This is a genomic window from Pseudokineococcus lusitanus, assembly GCF_003751265.1.
GTDB lineage: Bacteria > Actinomycetota > Actinomycetes > Actinomycetales > Quadrisphaeraceae > Pseudokineococcus > Pseudokineococcus lusitanus.
The window spans coordinates 297913-319471 of sequence record NZ_RJKN01000006.1 but is presented as its reverse complement, the minus strand read 5'-3'; the positions used below and the strand labels follow the sequence as shown (position 1 = coordinate 319471).

The 21559-nt window shown below is 76.7% G+C and carries 22 protein-coding genes; 12 read left to right on the top strand and 10 right to left on the bottom strand.

What is annotated here, in order from left to right; translation table 11 throughout:
* Positions 1-160 precede the first annotated feature (160 nt).
* From EDC03_RS12970 to EDC03_RS12950, 5 genes are all read left to right on the top strand, one after another.
* Positions 161-349, top strand: a complete 189-nt coding sequence (locus tag EDC03_RS12970) for a hypothetical protein (protein ID WP_123380645.1) — start codon at positions 161-163, stop codon at positions 347-349.
* A gap of 31 nt (positions 350-380) precedes the next feature.
* Positions 381-983, top strand: coding sequence for a sigma-70 family RNA polymerase sigma factor (locus tag EDC03_RS12965; RefSeq protein WP_123380644.1), 603 nt, complete (start codon positions 381-383; stop codon positions 981-983).
* Positions 980-1684, top strand: coding sequence for a hypothetical protein (locus EDC03_RS12960; protein ID WP_123380643.1), 705 nt, complete (start codon positions 980-982; stop codon positions 1682-1684). The genes EDC03_RS12965 and EDC03_RS12960 overlap by 4 nt, the downstream gene beginning before the upstream one ends.
* Before the next feature lie 62 nt (positions 1685-1746).
* Complete coding sequence (locus EDC03_RS12955; RefSeq protein WP_123380642.1) at positions 1747-2076, top strand: putative quinol monooxygenase; 330 nt, start codon at positions 1747-1749, stop codon at positions 2074-2076.
* Between the two features lie 201 nt (positions 2077-2277).
* Positions 2278-2535, top strand: a complete 258-nt coding sequence (locus EDC03_RS12950; RefSeq protein ID WP_123380641.1) for a hypothetical protein — start codon at positions 2278-2280, stop codon at positions 2533-2535.
* 27 nt (positions 2536-2562) lie between these two features.
* Here EDC03_RS12950 and EDC03_RS12945 read toward each other — a convergent pair whose 3' ends face one another.
* The 4 genes from EDC03_RS12945 to EDC03_RS12930 form a co-directional block, all read right to left on the bottom strand.
* Complete coding sequence (locus EDC03_RS12945; RefSeq protein ID WP_241967182.1) at positions 2563-3846, bottom strand: arabinan endo-1,5-alpha-L-arabinosidase; 1284 nt, start codon at positions 3844-3846, stop codon at positions 2563-2565.
* A 460-nt stretch (positions 3847-4306) separates the two neighbouring features.
* On the bottom strand, positions 4307-5473 hold the full coding sequence (locus EDC03_RS12940; RefSeq protein ID WP_123380640.1) for a zinc-dependent alcohol dehydrogenase: 1167 nt from the start codon (positions 5471-5473) through the stop codon (positions 4307-4309).
* 106 nt (positions 5474-5579) lie between these two features.
* On the bottom strand, positions 5580-6131 hold the full coding sequence (locus EDC03_RS12935) for a hypothetical protein (protein WP_148058085.1): 552 nt from the start codon (positions 6129-6131) through the stop codon (positions 5580-5582).
* 73 nt (positions 6132-6204) lie between these two features.
* Positions 6205-7260 carry an iron-containing redox enzyme family protein gene (locus EDC03_RS12930; protein ID WP_199720228.1) on the bottom strand — a complete coding sequence of 352 codons (1056 nt, stop codon included), beginning with the start codon at positions 7258-7260 and terminating at the stop codon, positions 6205-6207.
* A 201-nt stretch (positions 7261-7461) separates the two neighbouring features.
* Here EDC03_RS12930 and EDC03_RS18250 point away from each other — a divergent pair, with 201 nt between their 5' ends.
* Positions 7462-7674: a CDGSH iron-sulfur domain-containing protein gene (locus EDC03_RS18250; RefSeq protein ID WP_123380710.1), complete on the top strand. Its 213-nt coding sequence runs from the start codon at positions 7462-7464 to the stop codon at positions 7672-7674.
* Positions 7675-7908: 234 nt separating this feature from the next.
* Here the strand turns inward: EDC03_RS18250 and EDC03_RS12920 are convergent, their stop codons facing one another.
* Positions 7909-9558 carry an alpha-amylase family glycosyl hydrolase gene (locus EDC03_RS12920; protein ID WP_123380709.1) on the bottom strand — a complete coding sequence of 550 codons (1650 nt, stop codon included), beginning with the start codon at positions 9556-9558 and terminating at the stop codon, positions 7909-7911.
* Positions 9559-9721: 163 nt separating this feature from the next.
* Between EDC03_RS12920 and EDC03_RS12915 the strand changes: the two genes are divergently transcribed.
* A complete protein-coding gene (locus tag EDC03_RS12915; RefSeq protein ID WP_158674297.1) occupies positions 9722-10786 on the top strand; it encodes a CDP-glycerol glycerophosphotransferase family protein in 1065 nt (354 codons plus the stop codon).
* Between the two features lie 89 nt (positions 10787-10875).
* On the opposite strand, the gene trxA is transcribed toward EDC03_RS12915, so the two are convergent.
* Positions 10876-11253, bottom strand: coding sequence for a thioredoxin (gene trxA, locus EDC03_RS12910; RefSeq protein WP_123380636.1), 378 nt, complete (start codon positions 11251-11253; stop codon positions 10876-10878).
* Positions 11240-11794, bottom strand: a complete 555-nt coding sequence (locus EDC03_RS12905) for an STAS domain-containing protein (RefSeq protein ID WP_123380635.1) — start codon at positions 11792-11794, stop codon at positions 11240-11242. The genes trxA and EDC03_RS12905 overlap by 14 nt, the downstream gene beginning before the upstream one ends.
* Positions 11795-11954: 160 nt before the next feature.
* Here EDC03_RS12905 and EDC03_RS12900 point away from each other — a divergent pair, with 160 nt between their 5' ends.
* Positions 11955-12515: an ATP-binding protein gene (locus tag EDC03_RS12900; protein WP_123380634.1), complete on the top strand. Its 561-nt coding sequence runs from the start codon at positions 11955-11957 to the stop codon at positions 12513-12515.
* A gap of 67 nt (positions 12516-12582) precedes the next feature.
* Here the strand turns inward: EDC03_RS12900 and EDC03_RS12895 are convergent, their stop codons facing one another.
* Complete coding sequence (locus EDC03_RS12895; RefSeq protein ID WP_123380633.1) at positions 12583-12978, bottom strand: STAS domain-containing protein; 396 nt, start codon at positions 12976-12978, stop codon at positions 12583-12585.
* A gap of 488 nt (positions 12979-13466) precedes the next feature.
* On the opposite strand from EDC03_RS12895, the gene EDC03_RS12890 reads away from it, so the two are divergent.
* From EDC03_RS12890 to EDC03_RS12880, 3 genes are all read left to right on the top strand, one after another.
* Positions 13467-14807 (top strand): ABC transporter substrate-binding protein, encoded by a 1341-nt coding sequence (locus tag EDC03_RS12890; protein ID WP_123380632.1) that lies wholly within the window; start codon positions 13467-13469, stop codon positions 14805-14807.
* Between the two features lie 123 nt (positions 14808-14930).
* Complete coding sequence (locus EDC03_RS12885; RefSeq protein WP_123380631.1) at positions 14931-15797, top strand: carbohydrate ABC transporter permease; 867 nt, start codon at positions 14931-14933, stop codon at positions 15795-15797.
* Positions 15797-16738, top strand: a complete 942-nt coding sequence (locus EDC03_RS12880; protein WP_123380630.1) for a carbohydrate ABC transporter permease — start codon at positions 15797-15799, stop codon at positions 16736-16738. The genes EDC03_RS12885 and EDC03_RS12880 overlap by 1 nt, the downstream gene beginning before the upstream one ends.
* A gap of 73 nt (positions 16739-16811) precedes the next feature.
* On the opposite strand, the gene EDC03_RS12875 is transcribed toward EDC03_RS12880, so the two are convergent.
* Entirely contained in the window at positions 16812-18110 is a 1299-nt protein-coding gene (locus EDC03_RS12875; RefSeq protein ID WP_158674296.1) for a GNAT family N-acetyltransferase, read from the bottom strand.
* 240 nt (positions 18111-18350) lie between these two features.
* A complete protein-coding gene (locus EDC03_RS12870; RefSeq protein ID WP_199720227.1) occupies positions 18351-20549 on the bottom strand; it encodes an alpha-galactosidase in 2199 nt (732 codons plus the stop codon).
* A 165-nt stretch (positions 20550-20714) separates the two neighbouring features.
* On the opposite strand from EDC03_RS12870, the gene EDC03_RS12865 reads away from it, so the two are divergent.
* Positions 20715-21506, top strand: coding sequence for a DeoR/GlpR family DNA-binding transcription regulator (locus EDC03_RS12865; protein ID WP_123380627.1), 792 nt, complete (start codon positions 20715-20717; stop codon positions 21504-21506).
* Positions 21507-21559 lie beyond the last annotated feature (53 nt).

Genomic DNA, 21559 nt, shown 5'->3' with positions numbered 1-21559 from the left:
GGGCGGGCGCATTCTCCGGAGGCGTCGTCGCCCGCTGTCAAGACGGTCACCCCGGACGGGCCGCCGCGACCCCCCTCGGAGGGGGAGAAAGGTGGGACGGGCGGGTGGACAGGAGGGGTCGAGGGCGGTGACGACGCCGCCCCCCGCCCGAGGAGACGCCGTGGACGAGACCGCCCCGACCCCCGCCGCACCGTCCGCCGGCGGCCCCGCGCACCTGCGGGTGCACGGCCTCGCGAGCACGTGGCCGCTCGCCGACGTCGTCGACGCGCTCGAGCGCGCGGTGGTGGCCGGCCGCGGGGCCCCGCCCTCCGGCGCCGCCGCCGGGTGGGCCGGGGCGGTCCGCCGGTAAGACGGCGGGGGCACGTGGACACTGCCGGGTCGTGAGCCCCCCGCCTCCCGCCGACGAGGCCCGCCGCGCCGCCCTGGAGGCGGTCGTCGCCGAGGTCGTCGAGCCCGTCCGCCGCTACCTGCGGCGACGGACCGACGCCGCCACCGCGGACGACGTGCTCGGCGAGACGCTGCTCGTGCTGTGGCGGCGCCTCGACGACGTCCCGCCCGGGGCGGCGGTGCCCTGGGCGGTCGGGGTGGCCCGGCTGCAGCTGGCCAACGCCGCCCGCGGCGCCCGGCGGCAGGAGCGGGTGGCGGCCAAGGAGGCCGTCCACGCGCCGGCCGGTCCGGCGCCGGCGGACCCCGCCGCCGTGGCGGCGGACCGTGTCCTCCTCGAGCGCGTGCTCGCGGCGCTGCGGCCCGCCGACGCCGAGCTGCTGCGCCTGTGGGCGTGGGAGGACCTCGACACGAAGGGCCTCGCCACCGTGCTGGGCACGACCCCCGGCGCGGTGGCCGTGCGCCTGCACCGCGCCCGGCGCCGCCTGCGCGCCGAGCTCGACCGGGTGGGCGCCGCCCCGGGCGCCGACGAGCACCGGCACGAGGACCACCCCGCCGACGACCGCCGCACCGACGACCTCCGGAGGGAGGAGCGATGACCCACGACGACGACCTCGCGGCGGACGACGCGGGCGCGCCCGCGGAGGACGACGCGCTGCGCGCCCGGCTGCGCGCCGCCGACCCCGCGCGGGGGCTGCCCCCGCTCGGCGCCGAGGAGGTGGCGGGGCTCGTGGGCCGCGTCGTCGCCGAGGGCCCGGGCGGGGACCTCCGCGACGGGGCGGGCGACGAGCTCGCCGTCCGCCGCGCCCGCCGCCTTCCCCGCCGGGCGGTCGTGGCGCTCGCCGGGGTGGCGGCGGCCGGCGTCGTCGCCGTCGCCGCGCTGACCGCCTCCGGAGGCCTGGGCGGCGGGAGCACCGTCGAGCTGGCCGCCGCCGACGGGGCCGGCCCCGCCGTCGCCTGCGCGCCCGTCGACGTCGCCGCGCTGCGCACGGTCGGCACCGCCTTCGAGGCCCGGGCGGTCGAGGTGGCGGACGGCCGCGCGGTCCTCGAGGTCACCGACGTCTACGCCGGCGACCTCGTCGCGGACGGCGACGAGGTCGTCGTCCCGCAGGCGGACCCGGACGCGGGGCCCGTCGACGGCGGTCCGCTGCCGGTGACGGCCGGTGGCACCTACCTCGTGGCCACGACCCCCGTCGGCGACGGACCCGGCGGCGCCCAGCAGATCGCCCCCTGCGGGCTCTCGGGGCCGGACGACCCCGCCCTGCGGGCGCTCTACGAGGAGGCCTTCCGCGCCGGCTGAGGCCTCGGCGGCGCGTCCCGCGCGACGGGCGGCGCCGCCGGGCCGCGTCTAGCCTCCGCCTCATGATCCTCATCGTCGTGAAGTGGACGGTCCTGCCGGAGTCGGCCCCGCGCTGGCCCGAGCTCACCCGCGAGTTCACCGAGGCGACCCGCGCCGAGGACGGGTGCCTGTTCTTCGAGTGGTCCCGCAGCGTCGACGACGAGCGGGTCTACACGCTCGTCGAGGCGTTCCGCGACGACGCCGCCGGCGCCGCGCACGTCGGCAGCGACCACTTCCGGACGGCGGTCGGGTGGATGGGCGACCACGTCGAGCGCACGCCCGAGATCATCAACGTCACGGTCGACCAGGACGGCTGGGGCGAGATGGGCGAGGTCACGCCGACCCGCCGCTGACCCACCGCTGACGGCGCCGCGGTCGCCGCCCCCCGACCGGGCGGCGACCGGCGGCCCCCGTCCGTCCGACCGGGGTCGGACCCGGTCGGACGGCGGACCCTCCCAGGACCGGACCCCGGCACGACGACGCGGCGGGGGGCGCGGCGGCAGTCTCGGAGCACGTCGCCGGACCACCCGGCGCCCGCCCCGGAGGAGCCCCCCGTGACCGTCACCGTCGCCACCGCGGCCGTCGTCGTGACCGCCGTCGTCGTCCTCGTCCTCGTCGCCCTCGCGCCGCTCCTGGCCCGTGGGGTCCCCGCCGACGTCGTCGCCGCCCCCGGCTCCGGCCGCGGCGGCGCGCCCCGCGTCCTCGTGCCCGGCCCGGCGGCCGAGGCCTCCGCCGCGGCGCCCGGGGCACGTCACCTCGCCGTCGTGGGCCCCGCCCGGCACCGCGCGGACGCGCACGACCTCGCCGCCTGACCCTGCGGCGGCGGCGGGCCGGCCGGCTCAGTCCTCGCCCGGGACAACGGGCCAGCCGTCCTCCCACCCCACCTCGCGCACCTGCATCCGGATCACGCCGTCCGCGGCCGCGTCGTAGTAGTGGTGCACGGCGTAGAGGAGGCCGCGGTCCTCGAGGACGTCCAGCGCCCCCGGGCCGACCTGGTCGCCGCGGCGGTCGAGGAGCACCGTCCCCCCGCCCTCGAGCAGCGGGACGCCGTCCCGGTCGACGAAGGGCCCCGTCGGCGACGTCGACCGGCCGACGACCGTCCGGTAGGTGCTGTCGACGCCGCGGCAGCAGAGGTCCCAGGCGGCGGTGAGGTACCAGTAGCCCCCGCGGGCGAAGACCTGCGGGTTCTCGATGGGGTTCGGCGGGTCCTCGGGGTGGCGGGCGAGGTTCGTCACCGGCCCGGTCGTCTCCGTCATCGACGCCATCTCGACGACCTGCAGGCCGGTCCAGAAGGACCCGAAGGCCATCCGCCAGGTCCCCGAGCGGTCGACGTAGACCTGCGGGTCGATGGCGTTGTACGGGTCCCCCGGCCCGCTCGTGAGGACCGGCCCGCTGTCCACCCAGCTCTCGAGGTCCTCGGGCGTGCGGGTGCTCGCGTGCCCGATGGCCGAGGTGTTCGTGCCGAAGGACGAGGCGCTGTAGTAGAGGTGGACGACGCCGTCCCGCTCGACGAGGTGGGGCGCCCACAGGTGGCCGACGTCGTACGCCCGGGTCCACGCCGGCAGCGGCACCGCGCCCAGCGACTCCCACGGGCCCTCGAGGCTCCCCGTCGAGCGCCGCAGGAAGACGCCGCCCGGGTCGTCCGCGTCCGCGATGCCGGTCGAGGCGACGTAGTAGGTGCCGTCGTGCTCGAAGAGCGTCGGGTCGTGCACCGGGTCGTCGACGACGCCGGGGACGAGGTCGCCGACGTCGCCGGCCATGGTGAGCCGCCCGCGGGGCGGCTGCTCGGAGCCGGGGGTCCCGTCGGCGGACCGCGCCGCGGCCGAGCGGACGGCGGACGCCTCCCGCCCGGAGAGCACACCGGCGGCGCGCAGGTCCCGCAGCTCCGCGACGACGTGCCGCTGGAACGCCGGCCGCGACGCCCAGCCGCCGTCGAGCTGCAGGGCGCCGCTGACCCGGGCGCCGCTGGGCAGCAGCCGGTCCGGGACACCAGTGTCCCTGCCGTCGACGACGACGGTCGGGGCCGCGGCGTCGTCCGGTGCCGCCGCGGCGGCACCGGTCGTGAGGGCGAGCGCGGCGGCAGCGGCTGCCGCGGCGAGCGAGGTGCGCAGGGGGCGTCGCACGGGATCTCCGCATCTACATCGTTGTAAAGGGGCAGAGAGAGCATGCGGGACGCGCGGCGGGCTGGTCAACAGGTGCTGCAGCGAGACCGGGGGACGTCGGCACCGGGAGGACGTCGACCGGGGACTGCCCTGCACGGCTGAGGCCCGACCGGGGAGCGCCTTGCACGGCTGACCGCCCCGGAGCCGTGCACCACGCTCCCCGGACGCCGTCGCCCCGGGCACCACGCTCCCCAGACCCGACCGGGGAACGCCCGCACCGCTCGCGCCCCGACCGGGGAACGCCCGCACCGCCCCCTGGCCCCGTCCGCGACCACCACGCCCCCCGGACGCCGACCCACCGACCACCGTGCTCCCCGGTCGCGGACGCGCCACGGCCCCCCGCCCCCGACGCACGACCGCCCGCCGCGACGGGCGCGGCGGGCGGTCGGGCGAGCTGCGGGAGCGGCTCAGCCGCAGCGCCTCACGGGCGGAAGACGGCGCGGATGCAGCCGTCCTCCTTCTCCTTGAAGAGGCGGTAGCCCTCGACCGAGTCCTCGAGCGACATCGTGTGCGTCGCCAGCGGCGTCGGGTCGATGGCGCCGCGCTGGATGTGCTCGAACATCGCCGGCACGTGCACCTGGCCGTACTGCTGGGCCGAGCGGATGGTCAGGCCCTTGTTCGTGACGATGCCCATGGGGAACGAGTCGGTGAGCCCGTAGACGCCGAGCACCGAGACGACGCCGCCCTTGCGGCAGGCCATGACGGACTCGCGCAGCGGCGTCGCCCGGTCGGTCGACGCACGGACGACCTGCTTGGCGCGGTCGACGACGTTCTGGAGCCCCGTGCCGTGCCCCTCCATGCCGACCGCCTCGATGACCGCGTCGGGCCCGCGGCCCCCGGTCATCTCCCGCAGCGCCTCCTGGACGCTGTCGACGGAGGAGTAGTCGAGCACCTCCGAGCCCTGCGCCTCGGCGAGCGCGAGCCGCTCGGGGAAGCGGTCGACGACGACGGTCCGTGCCGCCCCCAGCGCGCGGGCGCTGGCGGCGGCCATGATCCCGACGCCGCCGGCCCCGAAGACGGCGACGGTGTCGCCGGGCGTGATGTCGCAGAAGACCGCGCCGGTGTAGCCGGTGGCGAGGGCGTCCGAGACGAAGAGCGCCTGGACGTCGGTGACGCCGTCCGGCACGACGAAGCAGTTGGTGTCGCCGAAGGGCACCCGCACGTACTGGGCGTGCGAGCCCTGGTAGCCGCCGAAGGGGTGCGTGTAGCCGTAGATCCCGCCACCGGGGTGGCCCAGGACGGGCTGCTGCAGCGCGGCGTTCGGGTTGGACGTGTCGCACAGCGACGGCATGTCGTGGGAGCAGTACCAGCACTCGCCGCACGAGACGAAGGACGGGACCGTCACGCGGTCACCGACCTTCGTGCGAGTGACGGCGCTGCCCACCTCGACGACGCGGCCCATGAACTCGTGGCCGAAGACGTCCCCCTGCCGCATCCCCGGCAGGTAGCCGTCGATGAAGTGGAGGTCGGAGCCGCACGTGACGGTCAGCCCCACCTCGAGGACGACGTCGTGGGGGTTGACGACCCCCGCGTCCGGGACGGTCTCGACGGCGAGGTCGTTGACGCCGTTCCAGCAGAGCGCGCGCACGGTCAGCCCCTCTCGGTGGGGTCGGGGGTGGAGCAGGTCGGTCGGACGGTCGGGCGCCGCGGGGGAGCGCCCGTCGGGGCGCTCGTCGGGGCGCTCGTCGGGGCGCTCATCGGGCGGCCGGCACGGGCTCGAGCTCGGGCGTCTCGCCCGTGAGCAGCAGCGAGCGCGCCCGGTAACCGAGCGTCAGCGCCATCGCGCCGGCCGCGAGGTCCGGCACGGGCAGCGCGAGCCGGAGGACCTGCTCGGTGCCGAGGTCCTGGGGCGCCTGGCGCAGGGTGACGACGAGCTCGGCGCCCTGCCCGGGCGTGCCGACGTCGTCCGGCCCGGACCAGCGCAGGGTGCGGGGGACGCCGCCGTCGGCGAGGACGGTCTCCCACTCGACCGGGTCGCCCCCGCCGGGCGTCGCGAGCCGCCACGTCCAGCGGTCCCCCGCCCCGTCGACGGCGACGTCACCGGCGTCGCCCAGCACGCGGCGGACGGCGGCCGGGTCGCGCCAGAGCGTGGCCACCTCCTCCACGGACCGGCCCACGGTGAGGGTCTGCTGGACGGCGGACGGCGAGGAGCCGCCACCGACCTTGCGGGCGACGTCGCGGACGGCGCCGACCACCGACCGGGCTGCGCCGGCTGCGGTGTCACGGGCATCTGGCACTCGGGTCACGCTGACCTCCGGGTGGTGCGTCGAGGTGCGCCGCCGGTCGTCTCGACGGCGCGGTCGGGCGGGGTGCGCTCCGTCAGGCGGCGGGCGCCGCGGCGGCGGACGAGCCGGCGAGCGGCCCGCCGCCGAGGAGCGAGGACTGCCCGGCCTGCCAGCTGCCGAGCAGGTGCGCGCCCGCGACCTCGTCGAGGGCCAGGCCGACGGCGGCGCCGAAGAGGACCTCGTCCGTGCGGTGCGGGTGCTGGCGGGCGAAGCCGCCCGCGAGGTCGTGCGCGGCCACCTGCTCGTGGACGGCGTCGGCCTCGACGTGCTCGTCGAAGAACCACGTGGCGTCGGCGTCGTACCCGAGGCGACGCATGCCGGCGCCGTAGCGGCGGTTCGGCAGGGACGACGTCATCTCGAAGGCCGCGAGGTGGCCGACGACGGCGCCGACGAGCCGCCGGTTGAGGCCGAGGAGCGCCATGGCCGTGGAGCCCACGAGCGTCGTCGCGGGGACGTCGTCGAGGTAGCGGCCGTAGGTGTCGCTGAGGCCGAGCGCCCGCATCGTCCGCGCGAAGAGCGCGGCGTGCATGCGCTCCGCCCGGCCGCCGCCGTACTCGTCCGCCTGGATCTCGACCATCGCGGCCTTGACCGTCCCGGCGAGGCGCGGGATCGCCCACGTGTGGGGGTCGGCCTCCTTGAGGTGGTAGACGCTCCGGTGGACCATGAGCTCGCGGAACTCCGCCACCGTGGCGCGACGCGCGAGGTGGTGCGACAGCCCGGGCGTGCCGTCCTCCGCCGTCATGGCGAAGAGGACCTCGGGCACCTCGGCCGGCGCGACGCCGACCGGCACCTCCGCCACCTGCCGCAGCGCCTCCTCGAGGGCCTGCTCGAGCACCTGCCGCGCGGCGACGAGCCCGAGGTCCCACTCGAGGTGGTCGGCCGCGCCGCCGTAGGCGCGGAAGGACAGCTCCTGCAGCATCCACAGCGCGAGCTGCAGGTCGTCGTCGCGGAGCAGCTCGTCGGCGCCGAGGTCGCGGCGGCGCAGCTCGGCCGCCGCGAGGTCGCGGACGTCGGCCGTCGCGGTGCCGCCGCCGAGGAGCACGTCGCGGACGGCGTCCGAGACGGGACCGCGGCCGGTCGGGACCCCCACCGGGGCAGGCGCTCCCGCGCGGAGGGTGGAGGGCCCGACGGAGGTCGGGGCGGGGGTCGGGACGGTGGTCGGTCGGTCGGTGGTCGTCATGGGCTGCTCGCCCTCCCGGTCGCGCTGCGCGCCGCAGGCACGCAGGCTGCGGACGTGGTCACCCCGTCACGCCCCTCGGGCGCTCCGGTCGGTCCAGACGACTCCGACGACCTGCCCCCCGTCCTCCGCGGCGCCGGCGAGGGCGCCACCATCACCGTCTGCCCCGACGGGCCGCTGCTGGTGCGCGGCGACGTGGAGATCGTCGACGTGGACGGCGAGCCGGTGGAGCGCCGTCGGAGCACGGTGGCGCTGTGCCGGTGCGGGCGCTCCTCGATCGCCCCGTACTGCGACGGGAGCCACAAGGTGCGCCGCGGCCGTCGCTGAGGTCGGCGACGCGGGGCGGGCGGAGGAGGTCGGTCGCGTGCAGCAGCGGGTGCAGGGGCGTGCTCGCGAGCCGCGGGCCGTGGTGGTCCGCGTGGGCGGTCGACGGCCCCGGTCTGGACCGGTGCCCACCATGCTCCGCGGCGCCGCCGCGCGCACCTCGGGGGCGGCGCACGACGCCGGGGGCCCGTCCCGGTCGCCCGGTGCGGACCCCCGTCGCGGTGCAGGAGGGCGTCGTCAGTCGACGACGTCCCCGAACCAGCGGTAGCCGTAGCGACCGAGCGTCACCTCGAGGCCGCCGCCGTCCTCGGCGCCGCCCTGCTCGTCGAGGCCGAAGAGGTCGAGGACCCGCCGCCCGGCCGGGACGACGTCGGCCGGCAGCCGCACGGTCACCGGCTCCTCGCCGAGGTTGTGCAGCGTCACCGTCGTCCGGCCGGCCCACGTGCTGCGGTGCGCGAGCACGGCGGGGCTGCCGACGTCGAGGAGGTCCACCGACCCCCGCCCGAGCTCGGGCCGGTCGCGGTAGCGGGCCACGAGCGTCCGGAAGAAGTGCAGGACGGAGCCGGGGTCCCGCTCCTGGTCCGCGACGCCGTCGCCCTCCGGCGTGCAGCCCCAGCGGACGTGCGTGCGGACGGCGAGGCGCCCCGGCAGGTCGAGGTCCTCGTCCTGCGCCAGCTCCTCGCCGTAGTAGAGGACCGGGGTGCCGGGCAGCGAGAAGGCCAGCGCGTAGACCATCTCGAGCCGGTCGCGGTCGTGGCCGACCATCGTCGGCAGCCGCAGCCGCAGGCCCCGCCCGAAGATCTGCTGCTCCTCGCGCGGGCCGAAGGCGGCCAGCACCTCGGCGAGCTCGTCCTCGGCCAGCTGGTCGAGCGACAGCTCGTCGTGGTTGCGCACGAAGACGCCGAACGACTTGCTGGGGGCCAGCTCCGGGCGCCCGCGGAGGGCGGCCAGCAGCGGGCCGGCGTCCTGCCGGGCCAGCGCCAGGTGCATCTGCTGGTTGAGGACGAAGTCGAAGTTCATCGTCATGCGCGCGTTGGAGCCGCCGAAGAACTCGAGCTGCTCGTCGTAGGGGAGGTTGACCTCCCCGAGCATGATCGCCTCGCTCGAGCGGCGGGAGATGAACGCCCGCATGAGGTCGAGCATCTGGAAGGACTCCGACAGCGCCCCCGCGTCGCGCCGCAGGCCCCGGTGGACCGGCTCGGCGAGCGCGCCGTCGCCCTCGTCGTCGGCGTCGCCCTCCCGCGTGGCCGTCTCGACGAAGTACGGCACGGCGTCCACGCGGAAGCCGACGACGCCCAGCTCCAGCCAGAAGCCCATGATGCGGCGGATCTCGTCGCGGACCTCGGGGTTCGACGTGTTGAGGTCCGGCTGGTGGCTGTAGAAGCGGTGCCGGAAGTACTGGCCGGCGGCCTCGTCGTAGGACCAGACCGAGTCCTCCTCGCCGGGGAAGAAGAGGTCGGTGTCGTCGTCGGCCGGGTCGGGCTCGTCGCGCCACACGTACCAGTCGCGGTAGGGCGAGTCCCGCGACGACCGCGCGTCCCGGAACCACGCGTGCTCGACGGAGGTGTGGTTGACGACGAGGTCCACGAGCGTGCGGATGCCGCGCTCGCGCAGCGCACGGACGACCTCGACGAGGTGACCGAGGGAGCCGACGGCAGGGTCGACGGCGTAGTAGTCGCTGACGTCGTACCCGTCGTCGCCCTCCGGCGAGGGGTAGAAGGGCTGCAGCCACACGAAGGTGACGCCGAGCCGCTCGAGGTGGTCGAGGTGGCGGCCCAGGCCCAGCAGGTCGCCGTGCCCGTCGCCGTCGCCGTCGGCGAAGCGCTCGAGGTCGAGGCAGTAGCCGACCCCCGTCGTCCACCACTCGTCGGCCGTGGTCGTCAGCATGGGCGCGGTCCTCTCCGGCGGCGGGCGCGCGGTGGTCTCCCGCGCGGGCGCAGCGTCGCGCACCGCGCGCGGTCCGGCAGGTCGGGGCGCCCGGCCGGTCGGGGCAGCCGGCGGCACGGCCGTAGGGTCCGCCCTGCCCCACCCGGCGGACGAGGAGGGACGCGTGCGCGTCGTCTACAACAGCTTCAACGGGCGCTACGCGGACAACCCGCGCGCCGTGCACCAGGCGCTGCTCGCGCGCGGCGACGACGTGGAGCACCTGTGGCTCGCCGACGAGCGGCACCTCGCGGGCTTCCCCGAGGGCGTCACGACCGTCCCGATCCGCACCCCGGCCGCGGTGGCCGCGCTCGACGGCGCCGACGCCGTCGTGGCGAACACCCACATGGACCAGGACGCGTGGTCGCTCCGCGAGGGCGGTCTGTACGTCCAGACGTGGCACGGCACCCCGCTCAAGCGCATCCACGGCGACGCGCACACGCAGTACAGCGACGAGGACATGCGCCTGCTGCAGGCCGAGGTGGACCGCTGGGGCTGCCTCGTCGGCCCGGGCGGCGAGGGCAGCGCGCTGCTGGCCCGCGCCTTCCGCTACGAGGGCCGGGTGCTCGACACGGGGTACCCGCGCAACGACGTCCTCCACGCCCCCGACCGCGACGCGCGGCGGGCCGACGTGCGGCGGCGCCTCGGGCTCGGCGACGACGAGAAGGTCGTCCTCTACGCGCCGACGTGGCGCGACGACGAGGACCACGCGGCGGCCGACGGCGGCACGGGCGGCCTCGACGCCGCCGGCCTGGCCGACCGGCTCGGCGAGGGCTGGCGCGTACTCGTCCGGCTGCACTACTTCGTCCTCCGGGGCGCCGGTGCGTCCCACGAGCGCGTCCTCGACGTCGGCGCGCACCCCGACATCGCCGAGCTCTACCTCGCGGCCGACGCCTTCGTCACCGACTACTCGTCGTCGCTCTTCGACGTCGCCCCGACGGACCTCCCCGTCGTGCTCTTCGCCTACGACCTGGAGCACTACCGCGACACGCTGCGCGGCTTCTACCTCGACCTCGACGAGCAGTCGCCGGGCCCGGTCGTCCGCACCCAGGCCGAGCTCGAGGCCGTGCTGGCGGACCTGCCCGCCGTCACCGCGGCGTGGGCCGGCCGGCGCGCGGAGTTCGTCCGCCGCTGGGCACCGCTCGACGACGGCGGCGCGACCCGGCGCCTGCTCGAGCAGACGGGGCTCTGACCACCCCCACCGCCCGGGCAAGGACGCACCGACGGCGCCGGTCCCCCGAGGGGGGGCGGCGCCGTCGGTCGTGCGGGAGGTGCTGCGGCTCAGGCCTGCTGGCCCTGCTGGGCCATCGCCTCGTCGTAGCGCTGACGCACCTCGGTCATGTCGAGGCCGCGGAGCTGGCCCACGAGGTCCTCGAGGGCCGGCTGCGGCAGGGCGCCGGGCTGGCTGAAGACGGGGATGCCGTCGCGGTAGGCGACGAGCGTGGGGATCGAGGTGATGCCGTAGCGGGCGGCGAGCTCCTGCTCCGCCTCGGTGTCCACCTTGGCGAAGGTGATGTCCTCGTTCGCCGTCGAGACCTTCTCGTAGACGGGCGCGAAGCGCTTGCACGGGCCGCACCACTCGGCCCAGAAGTCGATGAGGACGATGCCCTCGGCGACGGTCGCGTCGTGCTCGGCCAGCGTCAGCTCACGGGTGCTCATGGCGGTCCTCAACCAGCGGGGGCGCGCCGGTGTTCCACGTGGACCCGTGCCCGTCCGGGACGGCGTCGTCCGGTCGGGGCGGCCAGGAGCCGCCGCGGCGTTCGTGCTCGCGGAGCAGCACGAGGAGCCGACGGCCGGCGGCGGTGCGCTCGGGCTCGCCGTCGGCGTGCAGCCGGCGCACCAGGGCCCGCCGCAGGAGCACGACGAGCTCGGCGTCCGTGAGGTCCCCCGGCTCCGGCGCCGCCCCGCCGCCGGTCGCCATCGGTGCGGGGAGCGTGGGCGGCACCCCCTCGCAGACCAGCGCCCCGCCCCAGGCCCGCAGGCGCTCGTGCTCGTCGACGAGGCACTCCGCCACGGAGGGGGCCAGGCCCGTGCACCCGACCAGGTCGACGGTGACCCAGGGCCCCGTGACGGTGACGGCCCGGCGCACGACGTCGCGCACGGAGGCCGCGGTCCCGTGCGGCAGGGGCCCGGTCACCCGGACGACGGCCGACCGGGTGGCGGGGTCGACGAGGACGACGAGGTCGGGACGGTCCGGCACGGGGCACCTCCGGGAGGAGCGCCGGCCACGGATCTGGACCAGGGGTGGCTCAGCGTGACGCGCCGTGCGGGGCGGGTCAACCGTCCGCCGCACCCACGTCGCGTCGCCCCGGCCGCGCCCCGAGTGGCAGCCCCCGCCGGGGCGGCGGGACCCTGGAGGAGTGGCACCCTCCCCCGACGCCGGCCCGCCGACCGACTTCCGCCGTGACGCGCTCAACGAGGCCGTAGACGCGCAGCCGCACGGGCGCTCGTCCGCCGGCGAGGCGGAGGAGTTCCCCGCCGGCTTCGCCCTCGACCGCGCGTGGGACGTCGACACCCTCGACGAGCTCGCCGACCTCCGGCAGGCCGTGGCCCGGCGCGTGACCGAGGTCCTCCCGGACGACGTCGACCGGGGCAGCGGCGACGCGCCGAGCGCCATGGACCACATGCTGCTCGTCGCGACCGAGCTGGCCAGCAACGCCATCCGGCACGGGCGGCCGCCGGTGCTGCTGCGGCTCCACCTGCCGACGACGGGCGGGCCGGTGCGCGAGGTCGTCGTCGAGACGGTCGACCACGACACCCGTCGGCTCCCGCAGTTCGTCGAGGGCGGTCACCGCGACGGCGGCCGCGGCATGCTCCTGGCCGCGCGCCTGGCGCTCGAGGTCTCGTGGCGCACGACGGCCACGACGAAGCACGTCTGGGCCCGCCTGCGGACGGACCAGCTGCGGCAGGCCGAGGGCTGACACCGGTCGCCGGCCCGCCGAGGGCAGTCGGCGGCACGCCCGTCCCGTCGTCGGACAGGACGAGGGGTCAGGCGCGGCCGAAGAGCCCGGCGAGGCCGAGCGTCGCGAGCACCGCGACGACGAGCCCGTCCTCGGACGCACCGCGGAGGTCGAGCCCCTCGGGGGCGGCGCGGTGCAGGCGCAGCAGCAGGTGGATGCCGCCGGAGTCGATGAAGGTGACGCCGGCGACGTCGGCCACCCGGACGCCCGAGGTGACGAGCGCGTCGGGGACGCCGGCGACGACCGACGCGTCGACCTCGCCGCGCAGGACGACGACGCCCGGCTCGTCCGGCGAGGCCTCGACCGTGCCCGACGGGCCGGCGGGGCGGGGGGCCACGGCGGGGAGGGAGCCCGTGGACGGGGTCGACGGCGTCGCCGTGGGCTCCCGGCCCACCGCCCCGTCGTCCGTCTCCGCCGTGCTCACGCCGCGACCTTACGGCGTACACCGTGCGGGAGGGCAGGGGCGGGCCGCCGACGGGCGTGCGGCAGGGGTCCGGGACGGGCGCGGCGGGGGCGCCCGACCGCGGTCGGGTGGCTGCGGGGCACATGGCTCCTCGGGGGCGGCGGGCTGAGGCACGGCGCGGAGTCAGGGCGCGGCGACGATCGTAGGCAGCGACGCCGGCAGCCGCCAGGACCGGTCCTCCGGGCGTCGCCGCGGCGCCGCCCCGTGGGCCCGACGTGCGGACCGACCGCCGATGTCCCCCGTCCGGCCTATGCTCACCGGACGTGGCGCCACATCGCGCCTGCCGATACCCAGCCTGCCCAGCGCGGAGGCCCGGGCCGGACGCCCCAGCAGGGCGCGCCGGCGGGCCGAGCCGAGGGCACCGACCGGGACGCACGACCGGGTCACACCTGCCGGATCCCCGGCACACCCCGCGCGGGCCAGGACGCCCGCCGTCGACAGGAGCACAGATGCGCGCAGCGCTGCACCGACCCCTGCCCACCTCCGCCGGCCCCCGGCGCGCCCGCCGTGCCGTGGCCCTCACGGCCGTCGGCGCGCTCGCCCTCGCGGGCTGCGGCGCCGGCTCGCGGACCGGCAACGAGAACGCCGCCGAGGTGGAGTGCGCGGTCGAGGTCTCGGAGCCGACGACCGTCAACGTCCTCGCCTACAACTCCTCGGCGATCGACCCCTTCACCGACACGATGGTGAACAGCTGCACCCAGGGCGACCTCACGGTCGAGCACGAGCCCATCGACTTCGCCGGCCAGGTGCAGCGCACCACGGCCACGCTGGCGGGCGACGAGGGCACGTACGACGTCATCGAGACGTACGGCTACATCATCCCGCAGCTCGGCACCGAGGGGTCGCTCCAGCCCCTCAACGAGTACGTCGACCAGTTCGGCGAGGAGTACGGGCTCGGCGAGCTCAACGCCGGGATGCTCGAGGCGATGACGTACGAGGGCGACCTCTACGCCCTCCCCATGCAGGCGCAGATGTTCGTCATGGCGTACCGCGCCGACGTCTTCGAGGAGCAGGGCCTCGAGCCGCCGACGACCTTCGCGGAGCTCAAGGAGGTCTCGCAGGCGCTCCAGGACTCCGGCGAGTTCCAGTACCCGCTGGCGCTCCCGTGGCTCGCGAGCGGCGACCTCGCCACCGCCTACGACGCGGCGCTCGGCTCCCTCGGCGTCGACTACGTCGACCCGGAGACCAAGACGCCGAACTTCGACGACCCGCTGGCCGTCACGGCGCTCGAGGAGCTGAAGAGCCTCACGCCCTTCATGGACCCGCAGGTCACGACCTTCGACCAGCCGGCCGTCCAGCAGCAGATGTACAACGGCGACGCCGCCATGGCGATCATGTTCTCGGGCCGCATGAGCGACCTCACGGTCGAGTCCAACACCGAGTTCGCCGCCGACTTCGCCTTCGCGCCGCCGCCCACGGTCGGCGACTCGGGCCCGCAGTACAGCGCCCTGTCCGTCGACGGCTGGTCGATCCCGACCAACACGACGGTCGACCCCGCGGTCCTCTTCGAGGTCATCGCGTCCTCGGTCTCCCAGGAGGCCTCCGAGGCGTCCGTCCCCGCCGCCTACCCGGCGCGCGACGGCGTCGTGACCCCCGACAGCGGCCCGTACGCCGAGGCCGCCATCGACGCGATCGACAACGCGCCCCCGGCCGAGCCCTTCCCGTGGACCGCGCCGATCGCCAACGAGACGCTCCCCGTCGTCGCCGAGGTCATCCTCGGGCAGACCACGCCCGAGGAGGGCGCGGCCCGCATGCAGGAGATCGCCACCGGGGTGCTCGCCCAGTACTGAGCCCCGCGGCCGGCCCCGGGCACCCGGGGCCGGCACCGCTCGCGGCCCGGCCGGGTCGTCGGCGCGAGGGGCACCCCCCTCGCGCCGACGACGTCGGCCCGCCGCCGACCCCGAGGAGACCTCGTGCGTCGTCGTGAGTACGCGTTCCTGGTCGCGCCCAGCGTGATCGTCATGTTCGGGCTGCTGGTGATCCCGCTCGTCCGGACCGTGCAGTGGAGCTTCCAGCAGGTCCGCTACGGCCAGCCGGGGACCTTCGTGGGCCTCGACAACTACCGCTCGGCGCTCACCGACCCGCGCTTCGCCTCGGCCGTCGTCTTCACCGTCGTCGTCACCGTGGCCGTGGTCACGGTGCTCGTCGTCGGCGGCTACGTCCTCGCCGTGCTCGTCAACGGGCTCGTCAAGGTCAAGCCGCTCGTCCTCGGCCTGCTGCTCGTGCCCTACGTCGTGCCCGGCCTCATCGGCGGGACGATGTTCGGCTGGCTGTTCAACAGCAACTTCGGCGGGATCGTCAACCAGGTCATCGCCTTCTTCGGGCTCCCCGAGGTGCTGTGGTTCACGAGCACGTGGGCCAACCGCGGCCTCGTCGCCGGGGCCGTCATCTGGGGGCTGCTGCCCTTCGCGATGCTCGTCATCCTCGCGGGCCTGCAGAGCGTGCCCGCCGAGCTGCTCGAGGCCGCCCGGGTCGACGGCGCCGGCACGCTGCGCACGCACTGGAGCGTCATCGCCCCGAGCATCCGCGGCGTCGTCGGCTTCGTCACGCTCATCTCGATCATGGACGTGCTGCGGCTCTTCGACCAGCTCATCCCGCTGTCGCCGCAGGCGGTGCAGATCGGCAACGAGTCGCTCGTCCTCTACATCTACAACCGGGCGTTCCTCGACGGCGGCCAGCAGCTGGGCCTCGGCAGCGCGATGAACGTGCTGCTCATCGGCCTCATCGTCGTCATGCTCCTGCCCTTCATCCGCAGCACGGCACGAGAGGGGCGCAGCTGATGCCGTCGTCGTCCGAGGCCGCCGCGCGGCCCACGAGCGTCACCACCACCGACGCCCCCGGCTCGGCCGCGGCCGGCCGCGGGGCGACGCCGGAGGTCTACAAGGTCCCCCGGGGCCCGAAGACGTCGAGGGCCCGCAAGGTCGTCGCCGCCGTCGTCCTGGCGGTCGTCTGCTTCCTCATGCTGAGCCCGGTCCTCTGGACGGCGTTCTCGGTGATCAAGCCGACGAGCGTCGCCTTCCGCAACCCGCCGGTGTGGTCCTTCACGCCGACGCTGGACGCCTTCGTCAACCTCTGGCAGACGACGAACTTCTACCAGTACCTCGGCAGCACCCTCGTCGTGGCGGTCATCTCGACGACGCTGGCGCTCGTCATCGGGCTCCCGGCCGCCTACGCGCTGTCCCGCGCGCCGGGCTGGGTGTCCGTCGTCCTGCTCGTCGCGGCGCTCGTCTTCCGGGCGCTGCCGCGCACCGCCGTCGTCCTGCCGATGTACGAGATCTCCCGCTCGCTGGGGATCTACGACACGACGCTGGCGCTGTCGCTCGCCCTCGTGGCCATCAACCAGCCGTTCTCGATCTGGTTGCTGCGCAACTTCTTCGCGGCGGTGCCCAAGGAGATCGACGAAGCCGCCATGCTCGACGGCTGCACCCGGCTGTCGATGCTGCGGCTCGTCATCATCCCGCTCATGGGCCCGGGCATCATCACCGCGGCGCTGTTCATGTTCCTCTTCGCGTTCCAGGAGTACCTGACCGCGGTGATCCTCACGGACGTCAACGCCGCGACGGTGCCGGTCTTCATCGCCACCCAGCTCGGCCAGACGCTGCCGCTCCTGCAGCAGGCGGGCGCCGCCTCGCTGCTGCTCACGGCACCGGTGTTCCTCTTCGCCTTCGTGGCGCAGAAGTACCTCATCGCCGGGCTCAACGCGGGGTCCGTCAAGGGCTGACCCGCGCCGTCCGACGACGCCCCCTCCCGCCCGGCGGGAGGGGGCGTCGTCGCGTCCGGGGTCCCCGCCGGGGTCAGAACCAGGTGCGGGTGAGCACCGCGGACGACGGGTGCGCGAGCAGCGTCCCGAGCCGCGCCGCGGCGCCCGGGGTGCGCTCGTCGACGAGGCCGGCGGCGAGCGCGGGGGCGGGCGAGCCCTGGCCCAGGACGACGGTCCCGAGGACGTCGACCCCCACGACGACGTCCGGCTCCGCGGTGGTCGCCGTGACCTCGGCCGCGCCGGTGCCCGCGTCGTCGGCCGTGACGTCGAGGCGCCACCGCCCGCCCGCGAGGCCGAGGGGGTCCACGACCTCGAGCACGAGCCCGCCCGTCGCCGCGTAGCGCCGGCCCTCGAGGGCGGCGGGGACGTCGAGCACCCGCGCCCAGACGAAGTCGGCGTCGTGGCTGCGGACGGCGGCCCGCGCGTCGGCGAGCAGCAGCGGGAGCGGGTCGGTCGTCGGCCGGTGGTCGGCGACGACGGACGCCGCGAGGTCGACCTCGGCGGCCGCCCGCCACAGGGCCGCCGTCGCCGCGGGCGTCGCGGCGAGGAGGTCGAGGACGCGCACCTGCGCCGCGCGCCGCCGGTCGCCGCCGGACAGGTCCCCGCCGGCGCGGTAGCGCAGGAGGCCGACGACGTCGCCGCCCGGCTCCCTCGCCACGACCGCCGGCCGCTGCTCGCGGGCGTCGGCGTCCGGGTCCTCGACGAGCCCGAGCGCCATCGGCCACCAGAGCCCGTCGCGCGGGTGCTCGCCCGCCGCCGTCGCGTGGACCCGCGCGAAGAGCCGCGGGGCGACGTCGACGAGGTCGGCGTCGGAGACGTGGTCGAGGACGACGGCGCCGTCCCGGACGGGGTCGCCGCGGAAGCGCGCCTCACGGACGTCGAGCTCCCACCGGCACGCCGTCGTCGCCGTCCCGAAGCCGTAGCGGCCGTAGATCGGCGCCTCGCTGGCGATGAGGACGGCGAGCGCGTCACCGCGGTCCTTCGCCGCCCGCAGGTCCTCGGTCATGAGCCGCCGCAGCAGCCCCTGCCGCCGGTGGCTCGCCGCGACGACGACGGAGCTGATCGCGTCCGCGGGCAGGTGCCCGCCGGGCACGGGCAGGTCGACGCCGTAGGAGCGGAACGACGCGATGAGCCGCCCGCCGTCGACGCCGACGCGCCGCCGGTGCCCCTCGGTGCGGCGCCACCGCAGGTCGCCCGCCGCCTCCGTGGGCGCCCTCGTCTCGAGGAAGCCGCGCGAGCACAGCCGCGCCCACTCCGTCGCCTCCTCCTGCCGGAGGTCGCGCACCTCGACGCCCGCCGCCGTCCCTGCCGTCGCCCCTGCCGTCGTCGTCACGCCCACGACGCTACCCACGCGCGACGCCCCCATTCCCCGACGTGCGTCCTGGCGGAGAGAGGACCGTGGTGACGGAACGACGAGCGGGGGCGGCCGGGTGCGCGTCCGGCACGTCAGGCGCGGCGCCCCGACCCCTCACGGGCAGCACCCCGGCGCGCCGAGGCAGCGCCAGAGCGCACCCGGCCGCCCCCGCGCACCCGGCCGTCACCACGCGACCGACCGAGCCGGCCGAGCGTCCTCTCACCCCACCGCGGTCACCCGCACCAGCACGAGGTGCTCGGGCTCGAGCGGCGGGACCTGGAGGCCGACCGTCCCCAGCGCGGCGCCCGTCGTCGTCACGCCCTCGGCGCACCACGGCGGCGTCCAGCGCGTGCCGGGGTCGTCGCCGGGGGCCTGGAGGCGCACGGCGTAGCGCCGTTCGGGCGCGAGGCCCGGGAGGGCGACGCGTCCCGGCGTCACGGTGACGGGCCGGCCGAGCGCGACGAGGGCGAAGAGGGCGTCGGAGCCGTCGGGGGCGACGACGCCGTGGACGGCCAGCGCCGGGTCGGGGACGTCGGCGTTGACGACGACGCCGCCGTGCAGCAGCGGCCGGAGCTCCCGGTGCAGGGCGACCCAGCGCGCCAGCTCGGCCCGCTCCTCGGCGCTCGCGGAGGCGATGTCCCACTCGGCGCCCAGGTGCCCGAACAGCGCCGTCCCGGCCCGGAACGACAGGTCGTGGGTGCGGCCCGTCGTGTGCGAGCGCGGCGGGCCGACGTGGGCGCCGACGAGCTCGGGCGGCAGGAGCAGCTGCGTCCAGCGCTGGATCGCCTGCCGGTCGAGGGCGTCGTTGCAGTCCGACGCCCAGACCCGGTCGGTGCGGGCGAGGACGCCGAGGTCGACCCGGCCGCCGCCGGACGCGCACGACTCGACCTCGAGGCCGGGGTGGGCCTCCTTGAGGACGTCGAGGAGCCGGTACGCCGCCTCCGTCTGCGCGTGGACGCCCGGCGTGCCGAGCGGGCCGGAGCCGGCGTCGACGAGGAGCCGGTTGTGGTCCCACTTGAGGTAGGCGATGTCGTACGTGCGCAGCAGCGCGTCGAGGTGCGACCGGACGTGCTCGAAGGCGCCGGGCTGCGCGAGGTCCAGCACGTGCTGGTTCCGGGCCGGTGCCCCGGTCCGGCCGCCCGCGCGCAGCAGCCACTCGGGGTGGGCCCGGGCGAGGTCGGAGTCGAGGTTGACCATCTCGGGCTCGACCCACAGGCCGAACTCGAGGCCGAGGCCGCGCACGTGGTCGACGAGCGGCCCGAGGCCCTGCGGCCAGGCGTCGGCGCTGACGGTCCAGTCGCCGAGGCCGCTCGTGTCGTCGCGGCGTGAGCCGAACCAGCCGTCGTCGAGGACGAACCGCTCGGCCCCGACCTCCGCCGCGGCGTCCGCGAGCGCCGTGAGGCGCCGCAGGTCGTGGGCGAAGTAGACGGCCTCCCACGTGTTGAGGGTGACCGGCCGGGGGCGGCGCGGGTGCTGCGGGCGGGCGCGCAGCCAGGCGTGGAAGCGACCGGCGAGGCCGTCGAGCCCCCGGCCGTGGACGGCGTGCAGCCACGGGGAGGTGTACGTGCGCCCGGGCCCGAGCCGGACCTCGCCGCCGACGAGCAGCTCGCCGGCGCCGAGGACGCGGACACCGGTGGGGTGGCGCTCGGCGTAGGTCTCGGCGTTGCCGCTCCACCCCAGGTGGACGCCCCAGACGTCGCCGGTGCGGTTCGCGAAGCCCGTCCGGCCGGCGGCGAGGACGTGGACGCCGTCGAGACCGGTACGGCCCGAGCGCACCTCGCGGGCGTGCAGGCCCGCGGTGAAGGGCTGCCGCTGGGGCACCCGCTCCAGCGTGTGCCGGCCGGTGAAGTCGAGCAGCTCGTCGGCGGTCGCCGGGACGGGCACGACGAGCCGCAGCGCGTCGACGCGGAAGGGCGTCTCCCCCTCCGGCGCCTCGTCGGCCAGCGTCGCGCGGGTGCGCAGGAGGCCCGACGGCGCCAGCTCCAGCTCGAGCTCGAGCGCGAGCCCCGCGACGGGGTCGGCGGCCGTCGTCACGAGGCGGTAGGTGCCGTCGTCGGCCACCTCCTCCGCCGTGGCCCGGACCCGCAGGACGGGCGACCAGTCGCGCCCGTCGCGCGAGCCCTCGACGCCGGGGCGGCCGACCCAGCCGTCCGCGTGCTCGGGCACGAGGCACGGGACCCGGGCGACGTCGGTGGGGTGCTCGTCCGGCGTCGGCGCGACGGCGGCGAGGAGGCCGGCGAGGTCCCCGGGCGCGAGGTCGCCGAGGTCGGCGCCCCAGTGGACGACGCGCGGCAGCCGGCCGCCGTCGGCGTCGAGGAGGAGGACGAGCGAGACGCCGTCCGCCCGGCGGTGCACGAGCCGGGACGGCACGTCCGGGGCAGCGGGGTCGTCGTCCGGACGGGGTAGGGCGGCGGTCACGCCGCGCATCCTGCCGTGGGCGTCGACCGAGGCCCTGCACCGCGCGTTGACAGAACCGCACACGACCCACCACGCTCAGACACCGACGCGCACGGCACCGGACGCCGCCGCGCACGCCGGCGTGGCCGGCCCCCTGATCCCCCCCCCGGACCCTGCGGAGGCGCGGTGCTCGCCGAGGAACGCCGTCGTGCCGTGCTCGACGCCGTGCTCGCCCGTGGCGCGGCCCGGCTGGCCGACCTCGCCGCCGAGCTCGGCGTCTCGGAGATGACGGCGCGCCGCGACGTCGCCGACCTCGCCGCCCGCGGGCTCGTCGACCGGGTCCACGGCGGGGCGCTGGCCCCCCGCGCGCCCAGCACGGACGAGCCGGGCTTCGCCGCCAAGCAGACGCAGGCGGTGGCGGCCAAGACGGCGATCGCCCGCGCGGCCGCCGCGCTCGTGCCGCCCGGCAGCGCCGTCGGCGTCTCCGCGGGGACGACGACGCACCTCGCGGCCGGGCTCCTGCGCGACGTGCCGGGCCTCACCGTCGTGACGAACTCGCTCCCGGTCGCCGACCTCCTCGCCGGGGAGGGCGACGGGCCGGGCCGTCCGGACGAGCGCCGCGAGGTGCTGCTCGTCGGCGGCCGCCGCACGCCGTCCCGCGCGCTCGTGGGGCCGCTCGCCGTCCGGGCGCTCGAGGGCCTGCACGTCGACGTCCTGCTGCTCGGCGCCCACGGCGTCGACCCCGTGCGCGGCCTCACGACGCCGACGCTCGAGGAGGCCGAGACCGACCGGGCCCTGGTCCGCTCCGCCCGCCGCGTCGTCGTCCTCGCCGACTCCTCCAAGTGGCAGGTCGCCGGCCTCGCCACCGCCGTCCCGCTCGAGGACGTGGACGTCCTCGTCACCGACGACGGGCTGCCCGGCGCGGCCCGCGAGGAGACCGGCGCGCGCGTCGGCCGGCTCGTCGTCGCGGACGCCTGAGCCGCCCGACCCGCACCGCCCGACCGCCTCGACGCCCGCCCTTCCCGAGCCCT

Bases quoted from the DNA above. Each gene is read 5' to 3' on its own strand.
- trxA (WP_123380636.1), bottom strand. From the start codon at position 11,253: ATGAGCACCCGTGAGCTGACGCTGGCCGAGCACGACGCGACCGTCGCC.
- EDC03_RS12880 (WP_123380630.1), top strand. From the start codon at position 15,797: ATGCCGTCGTCGTCCGAGGCCGCCGCGCGGCCCACGAGCGTCACCACC.
- EDC03_RS12920 (WP_123380709.1), bottom strand. From the start codon at position 9,558: ATGCTGACGACCACGGCCGACGAGTGGTGGACGACGGGGGTCGGCTAC.
- EDC03_RS12955 (WP_123380642.1), top strand. From the start codon at position 1,747: ATGATCCTCATCGTCGTGAAGTGGACGGTCCTGCCGGAGTCGGCCCCG.
- EDC03_RS12890 (WP_123380632.1), top strand. From the start codon at position 13,467: ATGCGCGCAGCGCTGCACCGACCCCTGCCCACCTCCGCCGGCCCCCGG.
- EDC03_RS12960 (WP_123380643.1), top strand. From the start codon at position 980: ATGACCCACGACGACGACCTCGCGGCGGACGACGCGGGCGCGCCCGCG.